The organism is Neobacillus massiliamazoniensis, from assembly GCF_001048695.1.
In the GTDB taxonomy this organism is placed as follows: domain Bacteria; phylum Bacillota; class Bacilli; order Bacillales; family Cytobacillaceae; genus Neobacillus; species Neobacillus massiliamazoniensis.
In genome coordinates, this window is the sequence record NZ_CVRB01000010.1 from 1 (window position 1) to 16077 (window position 16077).

The 16077-nt window shown below is 40.3% G+C and carries 16 protein-coding genes, 2 tRNA genes, 2 rRNA genes and 1 pseudogene; 18 read left to right on the top strand and 3 right to left on the bottom strand.

Translation table 11 applies throughout. The features are described 5' to 3' along the window. From BN1082_RS26700 to tsaD, 8 genes are all read left to right on the top strand, one after another. A 23S ribosomal RNA gene (locus BN1082_RS26700) occupies nucleotides 1–106 on the top strand; the annotation flags it as partial. Between the two features lie 87 nt (nucleotides 107–193). Further along, nucleotides 194–310: ribosomal RNA gene (rrf, locus tag BN1082_RS26705) — 5S ribosomal RNA — on the top strand. Between the two features lie 49 nt (nucleotides 311–359). Further along, a tRNA-Met gene (locus BN1082_RS26710) sits at nucleotides 360–433 on the top strand. 3 nt (nucleotides 434–436) lie between these two features. Next, nucleotides 437–510 (top strand) — tRNA-Asp (locus BN1082_RS26715). Between the two features lie 195 nt (nucleotides 511–705). Beyond that, nucleotides 706–1161, top strand: coding sequence for a tRNA (adenosine(37)-N6)-threonylcarbamoyltransferase complex ATPase subunit type 1 TsaE (tsaE, locus tag BN1082_RS26720; protein ID WP_090640525.1), 456 nt, complete (start codon nucleotides 706–708; stop codon nucleotides 1159–1161). After that, nucleotides 1158–1853 (top strand): tRNA (adenosine(37)-N6)-threonylcarbamoyltransferase complex dimerization subunit type 1 TsaB, encoded by a 696-nt coding sequence (tsaB, locus tag BN1082_RS26725; RefSeq protein ID WP_090640528.1) that lies wholly within the window; start codon nucleotides 1158–1160, stop codon nucleotides 1851–1853. The genes tsaE and tsaB overlap by 4 nt, the downstream gene beginning before the upstream one ends. Nucleotides 1854–1872: 19 nt before the next feature. Then, nucleotides 1873–2322 (top strand): ribosomal protein S18-alanine N-acetyltransferase, encoded by a 450-nt coding sequence (rimI, locus tag BN1082_RS26730; protein WP_090640530.1) that lies wholly within the window; start codon nucleotides 1873–1875, stop codon nucleotides 2320–2322. Further along, entirely contained in the window at nucleotides 2319–3341 is a 1023-nt protein-coding gene (tsaD, locus tag BN1082_RS26735) for a tRNA (adenosine(37)-N6)-threonylcarbamoyltransferase complex transferase subunit TsaD (protein WP_090640533.1), read from the top strand. Before rimI ends, tsaD begins: the two co-directional genes overlap by 4 nt. 469 nt (nucleotides 3342–3810) lie before the next feature. On the opposite strand, the gene BN1082_RS26745 is transcribed toward tsaD, so the two are convergent. Further along, on the bottom strand, nucleotides 3811–5718 hold the full coding sequence (locus tag BN1082_RS26745) for an ABC-F family ATP-binding cassette domain-containing protein (protein ID WP_090640538.1): 1908 nt from the start codon (nucleotides 5716–5718) through the stop codon (nucleotides 3811–3813). A gap of 178 nt (nucleotides 5719–5896) precedes the next feature. On the opposite strand from BN1082_RS26745, the gene moaC reads away from it, so the two are divergent. The 6 genes from moaC to BN1082_RS26775 all read left to right on the top strand — a co-directional run bounded on the left by moaC (nucleotide 5897) and on the right by BN1082_RS26775 (nucleotide 10762). After that, a complete protein-coding gene (gene moaC / locus BN1082_RS26750; RefSeq protein WP_090640541.1) occupies nucleotides 5897–6385 on the top strand; it encodes a cyclic pyranopterin monophosphate synthase MoaC in 489 nt (162 codons plus the stop codon). A 27-nt stretch (nucleotides 6386–6412) separates the two neighbouring features. Beyond that, a complete protein-coding gene (locus BN1082_RS26755) occupies nucleotides 6413–7063 on the top strand; it encodes a redox-sensing transcriptional repressor Rex (RefSeq protein WP_090640543.1) in 651 nt (216 codons plus the stop codon). Nucleotides 7064–7172: 109 nt separating this feature from the next. After that, a complete protein-coding gene (locus tag BN1082_RS26760; RefSeq protein ID WP_090640546.1) occupies nucleotides 7173–7796 on the top strand; it encodes a YhbD family protein in 624 nt (207 codons plus the stop codon). A 12-nt stretch (nucleotides 7797–7808) separates the two neighbouring features. After that, nucleotides 7809–8528 (top strand): polymer-forming cytoskeletal protein, encoded by a 720-nt coding sequence (locus tag BN1082_RS26765; protein WP_176699968.1) that lies wholly within the window; start codon nucleotides 7809–7811, stop codon nucleotides 8526–8528. A gap of 11 nt (nucleotides 8529–8539) precedes the next feature. Further along, nucleotides 8540–9253, top strand: a complete 714-nt coding sequence (locus BN1082_RS26770; protein ID WP_090640550.1) for a cytoplasmic protein — start codon at nucleotides 8540–8542, stop codon at nucleotides 9251–9253. Beyond that, nucleotides 9254–10762, top strand: a complete 1509-nt coding sequence (locus tag BN1082_RS26775; RefSeq protein ID WP_090640553.1) for an MDR family MFS transporter — start codon at nucleotides 9254–9256, stop codon at nucleotides 10760–10762. 186 nt (nucleotides 10763–10948) lie between these two features. Here the strand turns inward: BN1082_RS26775 and BN1082_RS26780 are convergent, their stop codons facing one another. Then, nucleotides 10949–11146 carry a YdiK family protein gene (locus BN1082_RS26780; protein WP_090640555.1) on the bottom strand — a complete coding sequence of 66 codons (198 nt, stop codon included), beginning with the start codon at nucleotides 11144–11146 and terminating at the stop codon, nucleotides 10949–10951. 59 nt (nucleotides 11147–11205) lie between these two features. After that, entirely contained in the window at nucleotides 11206–11865 is a 660-nt protein-coding gene (locus tag BN1082_RS26785; protein WP_090640558.1) for a CPBP family intramembrane glutamic endopeptidase, read from the bottom strand. 402 nt (nucleotides 11866–12267) lie between these two features. Between BN1082_RS26785 and groES the strand changes: the two genes are divergently transcribed. The 4 genes and pseudogenes from groES to BN1082_RS26805 form a co-directional block, all read left to right on the top strand. Then, nucleotides 12268–12552, top strand: coding sequence for a co-chaperone GroES (groES, locus tag BN1082_RS26790; protein WP_090640561.1), 285 nt, complete (start codon nucleotides 12268–12270; stop codon nucleotides 12550–12552). A gap of 55 nt (nucleotides 12553–12607) precedes the next feature. Next, entirely contained in the window at nucleotides 12608–14245 is a 1638-nt protein-coding gene (gene groL / locus BN1082_RS26795) for a chaperonin GroEL (RefSeq protein WP_090640563.1), read from the top strand. 940 nt (nucleotides 14246–15185) lie between these two features. Next, nucleotides 15186–15557, top strand: coding sequence for a DUF956 family protein (locus BN1082_RS26800; protein ID WP_090640566.1), 372 nt, complete (start codon nucleotides 15186–15188; stop codon nucleotides 15555–15557). Between the two features lie 272 nt (nucleotides 15558–15829). Beyond that, nucleotides 15830–16054, top strand: a pseudogene (locus tag BN1082_RS26805) (PRD domain-containing protein); the annotation flags it as partial. Nucleotides 16055–16077: the final 23 nt, after the last annotated feature.

The window sequence follows — 16077 nt, forward strand, 5'->3', positions numbered from 1 at the left end:
CGCAAGCTAGTAAGATCCCTGAAAGATGATCAGGTTGATAGGTCAGAGGTGGAAGCGTGGTAACATGTGGAGCTGACTGATACTAATCGATCGAGGACTTAACCAAGTCATATTATATGAACAAGGCTTACTGGTTCAAACTTATTTCTTCTGTATTATCTAGTTTTGAGGGAATGATCCCTTAAGTAAATAGTCTGGTGGCGATAGCGAGAAGGTCACACCCGTTCCCATACCGAACACGGAAGTTAAGCTTCTCAGCGCCGATGGTAGTTGGGGGCTATCCCCCTGTGAGAGTAGGACGTTGCCAGGCTGTTAATTTAATTTTATTGTTATTGTCTATAGGCAGTACTTATTATCGTCGCGGGGTGGAGCAGTCTGGTAGCTCGTCGGGCTCATAACCCGAAGGTCGCAGGTTCAAATCCTGCCTCCGCAATTTGGTTTGGTAGTTCAGCTGGTTAGAATGCCTGCCTGTCACGCAGGAGGTCGCGGGTTCGAGTCCCGTCCAGACCGTATTTTTTATAAGTTGCAAAATGGGCGAAACTTGGTTTCGTCTTTTTTTATGCCCAATTAATTGCATCCATTCACTTTAAGAAATTGGATACTAATAATAAAATCTATCCTTAGGAGCACTTCCTAAGGTTTTTTTACACGCAAATAAGGTAAAATGTAGATAGTATTAAGCATGTTATAATAATAGGTGATAGAATGAAACAATATGAATTACATACAATCGATTCGGAAGAGACGGCACATTTTGCGGGCAAGCTAGCGGGATTGCTAAAACCAGGAGATGTGATTGCACTTGAAGGCGATTTAGGTGCGGGAAAAACCACTTTTACGAAAGGTTTGGCAATAGGGCTAGAAATAAAAAAAACCGTTAATAGTCCAACATTTACGATTATTAAAGAGTATCATGGCAGGTTACCGCTTTATCATATGGATGTTTATCGGGTGGAAGATGCATTTGAGGATTTAGGCTTTGATGAATATTTCGAAGGAGAAGGCGTAACCGTTGTTGAATGGGCTCATTTAATTGAAGAGCAGCTTCCGGCTGAACGATTAACAATTTTCTTATACCATGAAGGCGAGGAGAAGAGAAAAATGGTCCTCGTTCCGCAGGGAGAAAGATACGAGCAATTATGTAAGGAGCTATTTTCATGACAATTTTAGCAATCGATACTTCTAATGCTGCTTTAGGAGTAGCTCTATTAGAAAAGGATCAAGTGCTTGGAGAGTATATAACCAATTTAAAAAAGAATCACTCTGTCCGCATTATGCCGGCGATCGAGAGATTAATGAAGGATTGTGAACTCCTTCCTTCAGATTTAACGAAAATTGTAGTGGCAAAAGGTCCTGGTTCGTATACAGGAGTTAGAATTGGTGTTACCATTGCCAAGACGTTGGCTTGGACACTTAAACTTCCTCTTGTCGGAATCTCGAGTTTGGAGATTTTAGCGGGGGTAGGCCGCTACTTTGATGGCTATGTTTCCCCGATATTTGATGCAAGAAGAGGACAGGTATATACCGGCTTGTATCGATTCGAAAACAGTCATATTGAAGTAGCTGAACACGATCAACTGGTGATGATAGCAGATTGGGCCACTAAATTAAAGGATTCGCCAAAACCTATTCTTTTCGTTGGTAACGACTTGCCTCTACATCAAAATACTATTAAGGACATCCTAGGTAATCAGGCTGTTTTTGCAGAAATCACTGAGTTTAACCCGCGACCATCTGAGTTGGCATTTTTGGGTAGAGACAAACAAGATGAAGATATCCATACATTTGTTCCGAATTATATTCGCTTAGCCGAAGCTGAGGCTAAGTGGTTAGAGGCTAAAGGGAAAATCTAAATAGATAGGAAATAGTGAAATGGTAGATTCATTTGTATTTCGTTCTATGACGGAAGAAGATATTGATCAGATTTTAGAGATTGAACATGCCTCTTTTACGCTGCCGTGGAGCCGGGATGCTTTCTATAATGAAATGCATCATAATAAATTTGCTGTCTACATCGTAATTGAGGTGGAAGGAAAGATCATTGGGTATTGTGGCGCCTGGATTGTGATAGATGAGGCTCATATAACGAATGTGGCTATTCTTCCTGAATACAGGGGCAGGAAGCTAGGGGAAGCATTGATGGAAAAAATGATTTCGGTTGCTAGGAGCATGGGAGCAAGGAGTATGACCCTTGAGGTCCGTGTAACAAACAATATAGCACAATCGCTTTATCGAAAGCTTGGTTTTCAAAAAGGCGGAATTCGGAAAAATTACTATTCAGATAATCAAGAAGATGCACTTATCATGTGGGTGAATTTATGATGAAAGAACAATATATTTTAGGAATTGAGACGAGCTGTGATGAAACAGCCGTTGCTATCATAAAAAATGGTCGTGAAATTGTCGCAAATGTTGTGGCATCGCAAATCGAAAGCCATAAGCGTTTTGGCGGAGTGGTCCCGGAAATTGCTTCACGTCACCATGTCGAACAAATTACCATTGTCATAGAAGAAGCAATAAATCAAGCCAATCTCACTTTTAATGAGCTTGATGCCATTGCTGTTACAGAAGGGCCAGGGCTTGTGGGAGCGCTGTTAATAGGGGTAAATGCTGCAAAGGCTCTCGCTTTTGCTCATAACCTTCCACTTGTACCTGTCCATCATATTGCTGGGCATATTTACGCAAACAGGTTAGTATCTGAACTGAAGTTTCCGCTGTTGGCTCTTGTGGTTTCAGGAGGGCACACCGAGCTTGTTTATATGAAAGAGCACGGTCATTTTGAAGTAATTGGGGAAACGAGAGATGATGCCGCTGGAGAAGCGTATGATAAAGTAGCAAGAACGTTAAATCTTCCTTATCCGGGCGGTCCGCACATTGACCGGCTTGCGCAGGAGGGGAGCCCAACCATTGATTTACCCCGGGCATGGCTCGAAGAAGGCTCCTACGACTTTAGCTTCAGCGGTTTAAAATCAGCTGTCATTAATACGGTTCATAATGCCGAGCAGCGTGGGGAGACCATTGCCCCCCAAGACCTTGCTGCCAGCTTTCAGGAAAGTGTTATTGAAGTGTTAGTAACAAAGGCGAAAAGAGCTGTCGCTGAATATGGGGTTGGCCAAATTTTACTAGCGGGCGGAGTTGCAGCTAATAAAGGACTTAGAAATGCGTTGGAAAAAGCTTTTGTTGGTCAAGAAGGAATCGAATTAGTTATTCCTCCCTTATCACTTTGTACCGATAATGCTGCTATGATTGCAGCTGCGGGTAGTGTAATGTTTGAAAAAGGAATTAGGGCAGAGTTGTCCTTAAATGCCAATCCTGGCCTGGATATTGAAATATTTAATTGAGGGTGTCCTAAAAGGTGACAGGCACCACTATATTTACAAAGTTCATGATAATTTTTCCGCTATGTTGATTGGAGCGGAAGGCGCTCGACTCCTGGGGGAGTACGGGGCAGGGGAGACCCCTCAGGCGCAGGTAGCGCCGAGGAGGCTCCCCGTACCCGCGGAAAGCGAGCTTCTTGAGCGGAAATCAACAAACAAAGTTTAACAGACCATTAATAAAATGAGGGTGCCCTTAAAAGTTATACTTTTGGGACACCCTCTTTTTTGTGGATAAAAACAGGATTCTAAAATAGTTTTTCAAAATAGGAATGTGGATAAGTCGTGTTAAATTGTTAATAATGTGGATAAAAACTGTGTTTATTGTGGATAATGTGAAAAAATTAAAAATTTTCCCTATTGGATTGGGGATAAAGCTGTGGAAATGTTCATACTAATGTGAAAAAACCGGACAAATCAGTCCGGTTTTTAGCAGTTATTCAGCCAGCACTGCCCATTCTTCCATTAACGAATCAAGCTCGGCCTTTGCTTCTTCATTTTTGTTGTTCAGTTCTAGCACTTTTCCGTGATCTTGAAATATTTCAGGATCGCATAATTGATTTTCGTACACTTCAATTTGTTCTTCTAGCAAAGCGATTTTTTGTTCAATTTCCTCTAATTTTCGCTTTCGCTGTCGCTCGAGTTTTTTGCTTTCCTTGTCCTGCTGATAGGAGATTCTGTCGGCTGACTCTACTTTGGTAAATTTTTGCCCGGAAGCAGCCAGTGCTAGTGCCTTTAGTTCTTCCTGCTCAAGCTTTTTTTCGACATAATAATCATAATCCCCAAGATATTCTGTGCTGCTATTACGGCTCAGTTCGACTACCTTTGAGGCAATTCGATTAATGAAATAGCGATCATGCGAAACAAATAGAATCGTACCAGGGTAGTCAATCAGGGCATTTTCAAGAACTTCCTTGCTGTCAAGATCAAGGTGGTTTGTCGGCTCATCCAAAATTAACAGATTCGCCTTTTCAAGCATGAGCTTTGCGAGAACAAGTCGTGCTTTTTCCCCACCGCTTAAGGTCGACACTGTTTTTAAAACATCGTCACCGGAAAATAAGAAATTACCTAGAACACTTCGGATTTCTTTTTCACTTTTTAGTGGGTATTCATCCCATAATTCTTCTATAACACGCTTGTTTGATTTTAACTCGGCCTGCTGCTGGTCATAGTAGCCGATTGAAAGGCTTGTCCCGTATTGGATGCTTCCGGCAAGTGCAGGGAGTTTTTGGATAATCGTCTTTAATAACGTAGATTTTCCAATCCCATTAGGCCCTACTAGAGCAATGCTATCCCCTTTAAACACGCGAAAAGAGATGGAATCGGAAACCTTTTTTCCATCATAACCCACCGCAAGCGAATCGATGGTTAAGACATCATTGCCGCTTTGTTTTTCAATTTCAAAGGAAAAGGATGCAGACCTTTCGTCCCCTTGAGGACGGTCCATAATTGACATTTTCTCCAGTTTTTTTCGACGGCTTTGCGCTCGTTTCGTGGTCGAAGCCCTAGCAAGATTGCGCTGAATGAAGTCTTGGAGATTGGCGATTTCTTGCTGCTGCTTCTCGTAAAGCTTCATATCACGTTCATAATTGGCTGCTTTTTGATCAAGATAAGCACTATAGTTTCCTGAGAATTTTTGAATTTGCTTTCGTGAAACCTCATATACCTGTGTCACGACCTTATCTAAAAAATAGCGGTCATGCGAGACAATCAGGATGGCCCCATCATAGCCTTGTAGATATTGCTCAAGCCATGAGAGGGTATCCATATCAAGATGGTTAGTAGGCTCGTCCAATATTAAGATATCCGGCTTCGTTAATAATAGCTTACCTAAAGCTAATCTTGTTTTTTGGCCACCGCTTAAACTAGAAATCATTAAGGTAGAATCATGGAAATTCAAACCATGCAAAACAGAGCGAATATCTGCTTCGAATTGATAACCGCCTTGCTCCTTAAATTTCACCTGAAGCTGGTCATATTCTTTTAAAATCCGATCATGTCCAAAAGCATTTGGGTCCGCCATTTGCTCTTCTAATTGGCGCAGAGTTGTTTCCATCGAGCGAAGTCCTTCGAACACCGTCAGCATTTCTTCCCAAATCGACAAATTCGACTCTAAGCCGGTATTTTGGGCCAAATAACCGACCGTTACCTCTTTAGGTTTCATGATTTCGCCGCCATCATGGGAGATGTGGCCGGCGATCATTTTCAATAAGGTCGATTTTCCCGCTCCGTTGCGGCCGACTAAGGCCACACGGTCTCGAGTTTGTAATTCTAGCTTTATATTCGATAAAATAAGGTCAGCGCCATAATATTTTGTCAGTTGATTGACTTGCAGCAAAATCATATCCATTCACCTCTATATACTTAGGAATAGTGTACCGTATTCCCAGTATGTCGGCAATAAACTAAGGCAAATATGGAGAAATATGTCGAAGGAAAAATGGCAAAGATGGGCCTATTCGTTCAAAGTTTCACACACATTAAAGAAAAAATAGTGTATGATTTTTAGGGAGGATTTCATAATGGCCGATTTAACGCATTTTAATGAAGAGGGAAGAGCAAAAATGGTTGATGTCAGTGAGAAGCCGGAAACAGCGCGCACAGCTCTTGCTCACTCTAGCATAACAGTCAACAAAGAAATTTATGAAAAAATAACGAATCGCGAAATAAAAAAAGGCGATGTTTTGGCAGTTGCACAGGTCGCTGCCGTGATGGCGGCGAAAAAAACGTGGGATATTATTCCAATGTGCCATCCGATTCCGTTAACAGGAGTCAATATTTCCTTCTTATGGGAACAAAACGGACATGATCAATATAAATTAAACATAGAGGCATCCGTTAAAACCAAAGGGCAAACAGGTGTTGAAATGGAAGCATTAACAGCTGCGTCTGCCTGTGCGCTTACAGTTTACGATATGTGTAAGGCGGTCGATAAAGGAATGATCATCGGCCCAACCTTTTTAGTGGAAAAAACCGGCGGTAAAAGCGGCGATTTTAAAAGAACAAAATAAAACATTCTTTCAGGGAGAAGGTGTAACATGACGAATGATACGGTGAAAATACCACAGGCAACAGCTAAACGCTTGCCGTTGTATTATCGATTTTTACAAAACCTTTATGCCTCAGGCAAACAACGTGTTTCTTCAGCGGAATTAAGTGAAGCGGTGAAAGTAGACTCAGCCACCATTCGTAGGGATTTTTCCTACTTTGGTGCATTGGGGAAGAAAGGGTACGGGTATAATGTCAATTACCTGTTAACCTTTTTCCGAAAAACCCTGGACCAAGACGAATTAACGAAGGTAGCGCTAATTGGGGTTGGTAATCTTGGCACAGCATTCCTACACTATAATTTTTTAAAAAATAATAATACAAAAATTGCAGTTGCTTTTGATGTAGACCCTGAAAAAATTGGCACCATGATTGGAGAAGTCCCTATTTGTGCAATGGATGATCTGGAGGAATTTGTTACGAAAGAAAATATCTCCGTTGCGATTCTTACAGTACCTGCTCCGGTTGCCCAAGTAATTACAGACCGTTTGGTACAGGCGAACATCAAAGGAATTTTAAATTTTACTCCCGCAAGGTTAAATGTCCCACCATCAATTAGGGTTCATCATATTGATTTGGCCGTCGAACTGCAATCACTCGTATACTTTTTAAAGCATTATCCAACAGTAGAAGTAGAATAAAAAATAGGCTTTTTCACGAAAAAATAACGTGGAAAAGCCTATTTTTATTTACATAACTTTACAACGTAACAGTGTTATGTTACATTAGTTTTAGAAAGGGGTTATAACTATGAGTGAGGAGTTAATATCGAAGAAGGATTTGTTGGAGTTGACAGGGATTTCATACGGTCAGCTCTACCGTTGGAAGCGAAAGGACCTCATACCTGAAGAGTGGTTTGTCAGAAAATCAACCTTTACTGGTCAGGAAACCTTTTTTCCAAAGGAAAAGATTTTAGAAAGAATCGACAAGATTCAAACGATGAAGGAAAATCTTTCGCTGGATGAACTAGCTGATATGTTTTCACCGAATGTAGCAGACCTACAGTTAACGAAGGATGAATTGATAAAACGTAACATTGTTTCAGAACAAGTCCTTAAATTTTATGTTGAGAATGAAAATGGCAGCCTGAATTTTGATTTTTCAAGAATGCTTGAAGTGTTTGTGATCGAGAAATTACTTCAATCTGGGGAAATCAACCTCGATGAAGGGAAAATGCTTCTACAGGTGCTAAAGGACAATCGGGCCTTTATTAAGCAAAAAAATAGTGAATTGGTGATCACTAGAAAGCTTGGAGTTTCATCATGCTTATTATTGCTAAATGCAGAAGCCTTTCAATTTGAGCGTGGAACAAAAATTGTCTCACAGCTTTCGCTGATGACCTGTATGGAAGAAATTAAATCGAAATTACTATAAAGGAGAATAGAAATGGATAAAAAGGCAGACTTAGTTATCAATGGTTTTGGTTCATCAAATGGTGGACAATTCCATCTTGTCACATTAAATGGTTTTGGAACAGTTAACAGTGATGTAGAATGCAGCGAATTGGAATCGAATGGATCGGGAACGGTCAATGGAAACATCAAAGCAGAGAAAGCGAATGTGAAAGGTAAGACCAAGATTATAGGAAATATCGAAAGTAAGTCCCTAACCATCGACGGGACGGCCAATATTGGCGGAAATGTGTATGTGGAAAATGTAAAGATTGCTGGTAAAGCCTCCGTCGGTGGAAAGGTAAAAAGTGAGGAAATACAGGTAAAGGGTGTTTTAACAGTCGAGGAGGATTGCGAAGCTGAGGTATTCAAAGCAGAATCCCAGTTTAAGGTGAACGGGCTTTTAAATGCCGATCAAATTGACATTCTCATTTATGGTCCATGTAAAGCAAAAGAGATTGGCGGACAAACCATCACCGTGAAAAAATATAAAGGTTCCTTGATTGGGAGTTTATTCGAACAACTAATAAAAACACAGCTGGAAACAGAATTAATCGAAGGCGACAAAATTGAGATTGAAAGTACGAATGCCAAAATTGTCCGCGGAAACCAAATTAAAATTGGACCGAATTGTTCGATTGGCCTTGTCGAATATACAGATGAAATAGAGATCGATAAACAAGCCTCTGTCGGGGAAAGCAGAAAGGTTAAATAGGGGGGAGCACGATGAAAAATAATTTGATTATAAATGGGTCGGGAGAGTATCCCGGCGGTACGTACGATAAAATCAGTATCCGTGGAGAAGGAACAATATTGAATCAAGTGGAAAGTTCAGTTTTTCATGTTTATGGAACGTGCGAGGCAAGAGAGAATCTGTCGACAGGCTCAGCTAAAATACTGGGGGAAGCCAAAATCAAAGGAAATGTGGAGGCCGAGGAAACGCTGATCATGGGGTCAATGGCTATCGACGGTAAAGCCATTTTGAAAAAAATGAAAGTGTTTGGAGCCCTTGAAGTGGGAGAAAGTTTGAGTGGCAACGAAGCAACGATTAAGGGAAGTATTTCTGTAAAAGGCGACGTTGAATATGAAACCTTCGAATCAAGTGGAGGCTTTGACATTAAAGGGTTGCTAAATGCGGATACAATCAAAATTGCTTTGCGTTATGGAGAGAGCAAGGCTGAAGAGATCGGCGGCGGGAACATTACGGTTAAAAGAAAAAGAAATTCATTCATTCCGTTTGTTGGAGAAGAAGGGTCCCTTGCTGCCAAAGTAATTGAAGGCGATGATGTTTATCTCGAAAATACAAGGGCAGAAGTTGTCAGGGGGAACAAAGTCAATATCGGCCCCGGCTGCCAAATCGGCCTTGTCGAATATACAAATGATTTTTCGGAAAACGCCAATTCAACTGTAAAAATGACGAAAAAGATAGGAGGAGAATAGGTGGTTGCAAAGGAAAGTAAACTAGGTTTCGTTGTTGTCGGTCTTTTGCTGGGGATTTTGATGGCCTCAATGGATAACACCATCGTGGTGACAGCGATGGGAACGATTGTCGGCGATCTTGGCGGACTCGATAGCTTCGTTTGGGTTGTTTCCGCCTATATGGTGGCGGAAATGTCGGGCATGCCGATTTTCGGTAAACTATCCGATATGTACGGACGAAAAAGGTTCTTTGTTTTTGGCCTACTCTTGTTTATGGCAGGTTCAGCTTTATGTGGAACTTCTCAGAACATCACCCAATTAAGTATTTACCGCGCGATACAGGGAATTGGCGGAGGAGCTCTTGTTCCAATTGCTTTTACCATCATGTTTGATCTATTTCCACCGGAAAAACGCGGAAAAATGGGTGGAATGTTTGGGGCGGTATTTGGCTTATCGAGTATATTTGGCCCTTTGCTTGGTGCGTATATAACGGATCATATCAGTTGGCACTGGATCTTTTATATCAACCTTCCACTTGGAATTCTCTCCTTTATCCTGATTGCCGTTTTTTATAAGGAATCACCTGTTCACCAGAAGCAATCCATTGACTGGTGGGGAGCTGCTACTTTAATTGGGGCTGTCGTCTGTTTAATGTTTGCTCTTGAACTTGGCGGGCAGAAATACGCTTGGGATTCTACCAACATTATAAGCTTGTTTGCAGGATTTGCAGTCTTGTTCCTTGTCTTTCTTTTTGTTGAAACAAAAGCAAAGGATCCGATCATCTCTTTTTCCATGTTTAAAAATCGCCTGTTTTGTGGTAGTACGCTTGTCGGTTTGTTTTACGGTGCTGCCTTTATGGCGGCAACGGTTTATATTCCTATTTTTGTTCAAGGTGTATATGGAGGCAGTGCCACCAATTCGGGTTTAATTTTGCTGCCCATGATGCTTGGTTCCGTGGTTACGGCACAGGTTGGCGGGTTTTTGACCTCGAAAATGAGCTATCGAAACATTATGTTTTTGTCCGGTGTGATTTTAATAAGCGGGTTTTTGTTATTAAGCAGTATCACACCTGACACGAGCCGGGCGCTTTTGACCGTTTATATGATTGTCGTAGGTTTAGGTGTCGGGTTCTCGTTTTCTGTTTTAAGTATGGCAGCGATTCATCCGTTTGGAATGATGCAAAGAGGATCGGCGACTTCAACAAGTAACTTTATCCGCTCGCTTGGAATGACAATCGGAATTACCATTTTTGGCACGATCCAGAGAAATAATTTTAAAGCGAAACTGGAAGATGCATTCGCGGGAATGGGTCCAATGCCGAAAAGCGCATCTTTTGGCGATTCACGGGCGCTTTTGTCTGAACAGGCGAGAAGCCACATCCCAGCGCAAATTTTATCGAAAATTACCGATGCCTTATCCTCTTCAATCGTTCACACTTTTACATGGGCCCTTGTTCCAGCCTGCTTGGCATTCCTCTTAATCTTTATCTTAGGGAAGGAACGAATGGTGTATACAAAGAATGAAGGATAAAGAAAAAAGAGGCAGTTCCAAAAGGTGACAGGCACCACTATATGAACAATGGTCATGATAATTTTTTCGCTATGTTGATTGGAGCGAAAGCGAACGACTGGAACGGAAATCAAAAGACAAGTTTAACGGACCATTTATATAAAAAGGGGGTGCCCCTAAAAGTTTAATACTTTTGGGACACCCTCTTTATTTCATTTGATCCTTATATTTAAAATAAAAGAACAACAGCTTTAGGCCTGAGCCAATGTCAAAGGTAGCTAAGATTACCAGTAAAAAACTGAAAAAGCTCCAGCCGTTTTGAGTGACATCATTTATGGCAAAGTAGGTGAATAAACAGCCGAGCAAGAAATAGATCAAGACGGAAAACAGCGGTGATCGTCTCATAAAAATCCTCCAATAAAGTGTTGAACTGACTCAGCATCCGAATCAGCTTTTCAATATCGTCATTTGTAAACTGACTGAAGAATAACAACAATTGTATTCATCGCAAGGTGGGCAAAAATCGGTACGATAATTCGATTGGTTTTGACATATAGAAATGCGAATGTGAAGCCCATTGACGCATAAATAATAATATGCTGCGGCTCCATATGTGCCAATGCAAAAATCAATGAGCTAATAAGGGCAGCAACAAAAAAGTTAAACCGCTTATACAAGGAGCCAAAAATAATTTTTCGAAAGATGATTTCCTCTAAAATCGGACCGAAAATAGAGCTGACCAAAATGGTTAATGGCAAGGTATTGATAATTTTGATGATATCCTTCGTGTTTTCAGACCCCATCGGAATCCCGATGAGCCGCTCGATATTGGCTGCAATAGCTTGTGCAAATAGGGCTAAAAATACACCGGAAATCGCCCATATGATAGATTCGCCAATCGAACTTCTTTTTTCACTGCGGTTATGATCTTTCATTTCTTTTCGTAAAAGGAAAAGAATGATAATAAGGGCAATTGAAAAACTGGTAATAAGCCAATAAGGAATGGCCAGCTGCACGTTTATCCCTAAATGTCTGAAGAGGCCCGCATACAAAGGAATCCCGAAAAAGCTCGAAAGCTGCATAGCAATATAAACAATTAAGATAATCCAATATTCCCGTTTCAAATTTTTTTCTCCTTTAGAGTTCTTTCTTTTGTCCAGCTCAGGCGCTATCGGCTCGAGGTCACAAGCCAATCCGTCCAAAAGGTAGAAAGCATCTTTCGGCCGGTTGGTCTCGTGCTTGTCGCCGATAAACGGGCGCCTTCCGCTTTTCTTAATTATTATGCACTATTCTTCATTCTACTCTGAAAGCTGGCTTTGTTTCAATTTTGAAGATTTTTTTAGAAATAACGTATAGAAAAAGCGATATTTCATATATTTTTAAGGTTGTGAAAAAGATAAAAAAATTTTATACGTCATGCTTGCAAAAGTTTTATTGATTCATTATTATAATAATTGTGTTAGCACTCGCTATGATAGAGTGCTAATAAATCCAAATTACATATATTTTTGAGGAGGTTGTTTGATTTGTTAAGACCATTAGGTGATCGCATTGTCATTGAGCTTGTTGAATCAGAAGAAAAAACTGCAAGCGGTATTGTTTTACCTGACTCAGCTAAAGAAAAGCCTCAGGAAGGAAAAGTTGTTGCCGTCGGTACAGGTCGTGTACTTGATAATGGTGAACGTGCAGAACTTGAAGTTTCTGTAGGCGATCGCATTATCTTCTCAAAATACGCTGGTACAGAAGTGAAATACGAAGGAACAGAATATTTACTTTTACGCGAAAGCGATATCCTTGCTGTAATTGAGTAATCGCTCGAAGCGAAATTAAAATAACTGAAAAATTACTAGAGGAGGTTTTTTAACAATGGCTAAAGAAATTAAATTTAGTGAAGACGCTCGTCGTGCAATGCTACGTGGGGTTGATACCCTTGCAAATGCAGTAAAAGTAACGCTCGGACCTAAAGGACGCAACGTGGTTCTTGAGAAAAAATTTGGTTCTCCACTTATCACAAATGACGGTGTAACCATCGCAAAAGAAATCGAATTAGAAGATGCATTCGAAAACATGGGTGCAAAACTTGTTGCCGAAGTAGCAAGCAAAACAAATGAAATTGCTGGTGACGGTACTACTACTGCAACAGTTCTTGCTCAAGCAATGATTCTTGAAGGCTTGAAAAACGTAACTGCTGGCGCAAACCCAATGGGAATCCGCAAAGGCATTGAAAAAGCTGTTGTAGCTGCTGTTGAAGGCTTAAAAGAAATTTCTAAACCAATCGAAGGCTCTGCTTCCATCGCTCAAGTTGCTGCCATCTCTTCTGCTGACGAAGAAGTAGGCCGCTTAATTGCTGAAGCAATGGAGCGCGTTGGTAACGACGGCGTTATCACAATCGAAGAGTCTAAAGGCTTCACAACTGAACTAGATGTTGTTGAAGGTATGCAATTTGACCGTGGCTATGCTTCTGCATACATGGTTACAAATACTGACAAAATGGAAGCTGTTTTAGAAAATCCATATATCCTTATCACTGATAAGAAAATTACTAGCATTCAAGAAATCCTTCCAGTTCTTGAGCAAGTAGTTCAACAAGGTAAACCATTATTGTTGATTGCTGAAGATGTTGAAGGGGAAGCCCTTGCTACTTTAGTAGTGAACAAACTTCGCGGTACATTCAATGCAGTGGCTGTTAAAGCTCCTGGCTTTGGTGATCGTCGTAAAGCAATGCTAGAAGATATCGCTGCATTAACTGGCGGTGAAGTAATCACAGAAGAGCTAGGCCGTGACCTTAAAACAACGGATATCACTTCTTTAGGCCGCGCTGCAAAAGTGATCGTAACAAAAGAAAATACTACGATCGTTGAAGGTGCTGGCAACGCAGAAGCAATCCAAGCTCGCGTGAACCAAATCCGCGTTCAATTAGAAGAAACTACTTCTGAATTTGATCGTGAAAAATTACAAGAACGCCTAGCAAAATTAGCTGGCGGTGTAGCCGTAATCAAAGTCGGTGCTGCTACTGAAACAGAATTAAAAGAGCGCAAGCTTCGCATCGAAGACGCATTGAACTCTACTCGTGCAGCTGTTGAAGAAGGTATTGTATCCGGTGGTGGTGTAGCCCTTCTAAACATCTACAAAAAAGTTGCTGAGCTTCAAGCTGAAGGCGATATGGCAACAGGTATCAACATCGTTCTTCGTGCTATCGAAGAGCCAGTTCGCACAATTGCGCAAAACGCTGGCCTAGAAGGCTCTGTCATCGTGGATCGCTTAAAGCGTGAAGCAGTAGGCACAGGCTTCAACGCAGCTACTGGAGAATGGGTAAACATGATCGAAGCCGGTATCGTTGACCCAACTAAAGTAACTCGTTCTGCACTTCAAAACGCAGCATCTGTTGCAGCTATGTTCTTAACAACTGAAGCAGTTGTTGCTGACAAGCCAGAACCAGCTGGTGCTGGAATGCCTGACATGTCCGGAATGGGCGGCATGGGTGGAATGGGCGGTATGATGTAGGGCTTTTAAGCCTTTCACATGTACGCAAAATGAGAAATAGTTACGGCTATTTTTCACCCATTTTGTGAAGTAGTCATGCAAATAATTTATATCAATAGCAAAGACCACTTCCTATAAAAATAGGGAGTGGTTTTTTTGTTGTTACACGCCATGAAAATTTACAAGTGATTAAATAAGGATTAGAAAGCGGAAAAGTAAAAAGGAGATTGTATAGGCACTCACTAATCAAGGTGAGTGTCTTTTGTATGAGTGGGGGTACATTATTTCTATTAATAAGTTTTCTGTGAGAAGTACTAATACAGCCTTAGCCCCAATCTAGCCAAATTCCAAAACGAAACTAGGTTTTCGGATTTGGAACAGGGAGAAAGCCAAACGAAGAGTTAACAGGAATAGATTATTATCCGATTTTTTTAAATCTAAAGGCATTTTCTCACGAAATACCAATACACGAAATCAAAAATAACGACATTTACTACTTATAAATTCTTGAATAGTAGTTATTGGATTGGCTTTTGATGATAGTCTTTTTTAATATGATTTTTTAGTAAGTGAGAGTAAAAAAAACATATCTATCAATGATATTAAGAAAGTTTAGAACAATCAATTTCATGCATCCTACACTAGTAAAGAGGAAATATTCAATTTTGGATCAACTATGTTATCACTAGTTATTACAAGATTCCAATAAACCGGTATTTTTGAGTTTTAGTTTGTACAGATTTTATTCTCCCAGAACATCTACCTTGTTTGTTTTTGCTTAAGAAGAAGGTTCTCCAATCATTATCATCTTAGGTCTATTCTTAGTCGATATTGTCGGACACTTAATCGGTCTATTATAATTTTGAAGATAATGCTCGAACTTGTCCCAAGTATTTTTTGCTTAAAGTGATAAAAAGAGTATAATAATTATTTATTAAAAGAAAGAAATGGAGTAGATCAAATGGTCCAATCAATCAATACAAAAGTCGATTTAGTTATGGATGCAACCTCACATATGGGTACTTCAGATTATGGTAAAATTATGATTGGAGACAAAGGATTTGAATTCTTCAATAATCGTGATGCTCGTAAGTTTATTCAAATTCCTTGGGAAGAAGTTGATTACGTGATCGCTTCAGTCATGTTCAAAGGGAAATGGATCCCACGTTATTCTTTCCAAACTAAGCGAAATGGGATGTATTCATTTTCTTCTAAAGAACCGAAAAAAGTTTTGCGAGCAATTCGTGAATACGTTGATCCGAATCATATGGTCCAATCATTAGGTTTCTTTGATGTTATCAAACGCGGCTTGAAGAGTAAATTTAAAAAGTAATAATTTTACATACAAGACAGGTTGGAACTTGTCTTTTTTTGTTGGGACAAATCCAAAATTGTTAGCTGATAAACTGTTACAAATTTAAAGTAAATTTTTTTAACTTTGCACAAAGTTTGTGCGCAACTTCTATGTGTTATTTCTTGAGAACGCTAACTTTTGATGTTGGAATAAAAATGTAAACGAAAACAAAAAAACATAACAAGAAAGAAGTAAAGCAATATCTATTGGGAACGGGGAAATTTGAAGCCTAGAAGCGCACTCTCGTAACTGATAAGGATAGTATCGATTATAAACGGCTTGTCCGGCATCTCCGCTATGCGACTGAAAGAGTAGTCCTAGGTGATAAGATGGCGGAACCAGAAAAAATAACTCCGCTCTTGAAAGAGGAATATCCGGTGTGCTATAATATCTCATGGAAGCTCATTAAAGTGATGCAGCAAACATTGATAAAGAATGTATTTGATGCAAAAGCTGCTTATTTAACACTCCGTTGACAGCGTTTGCAAAATAAATTTAA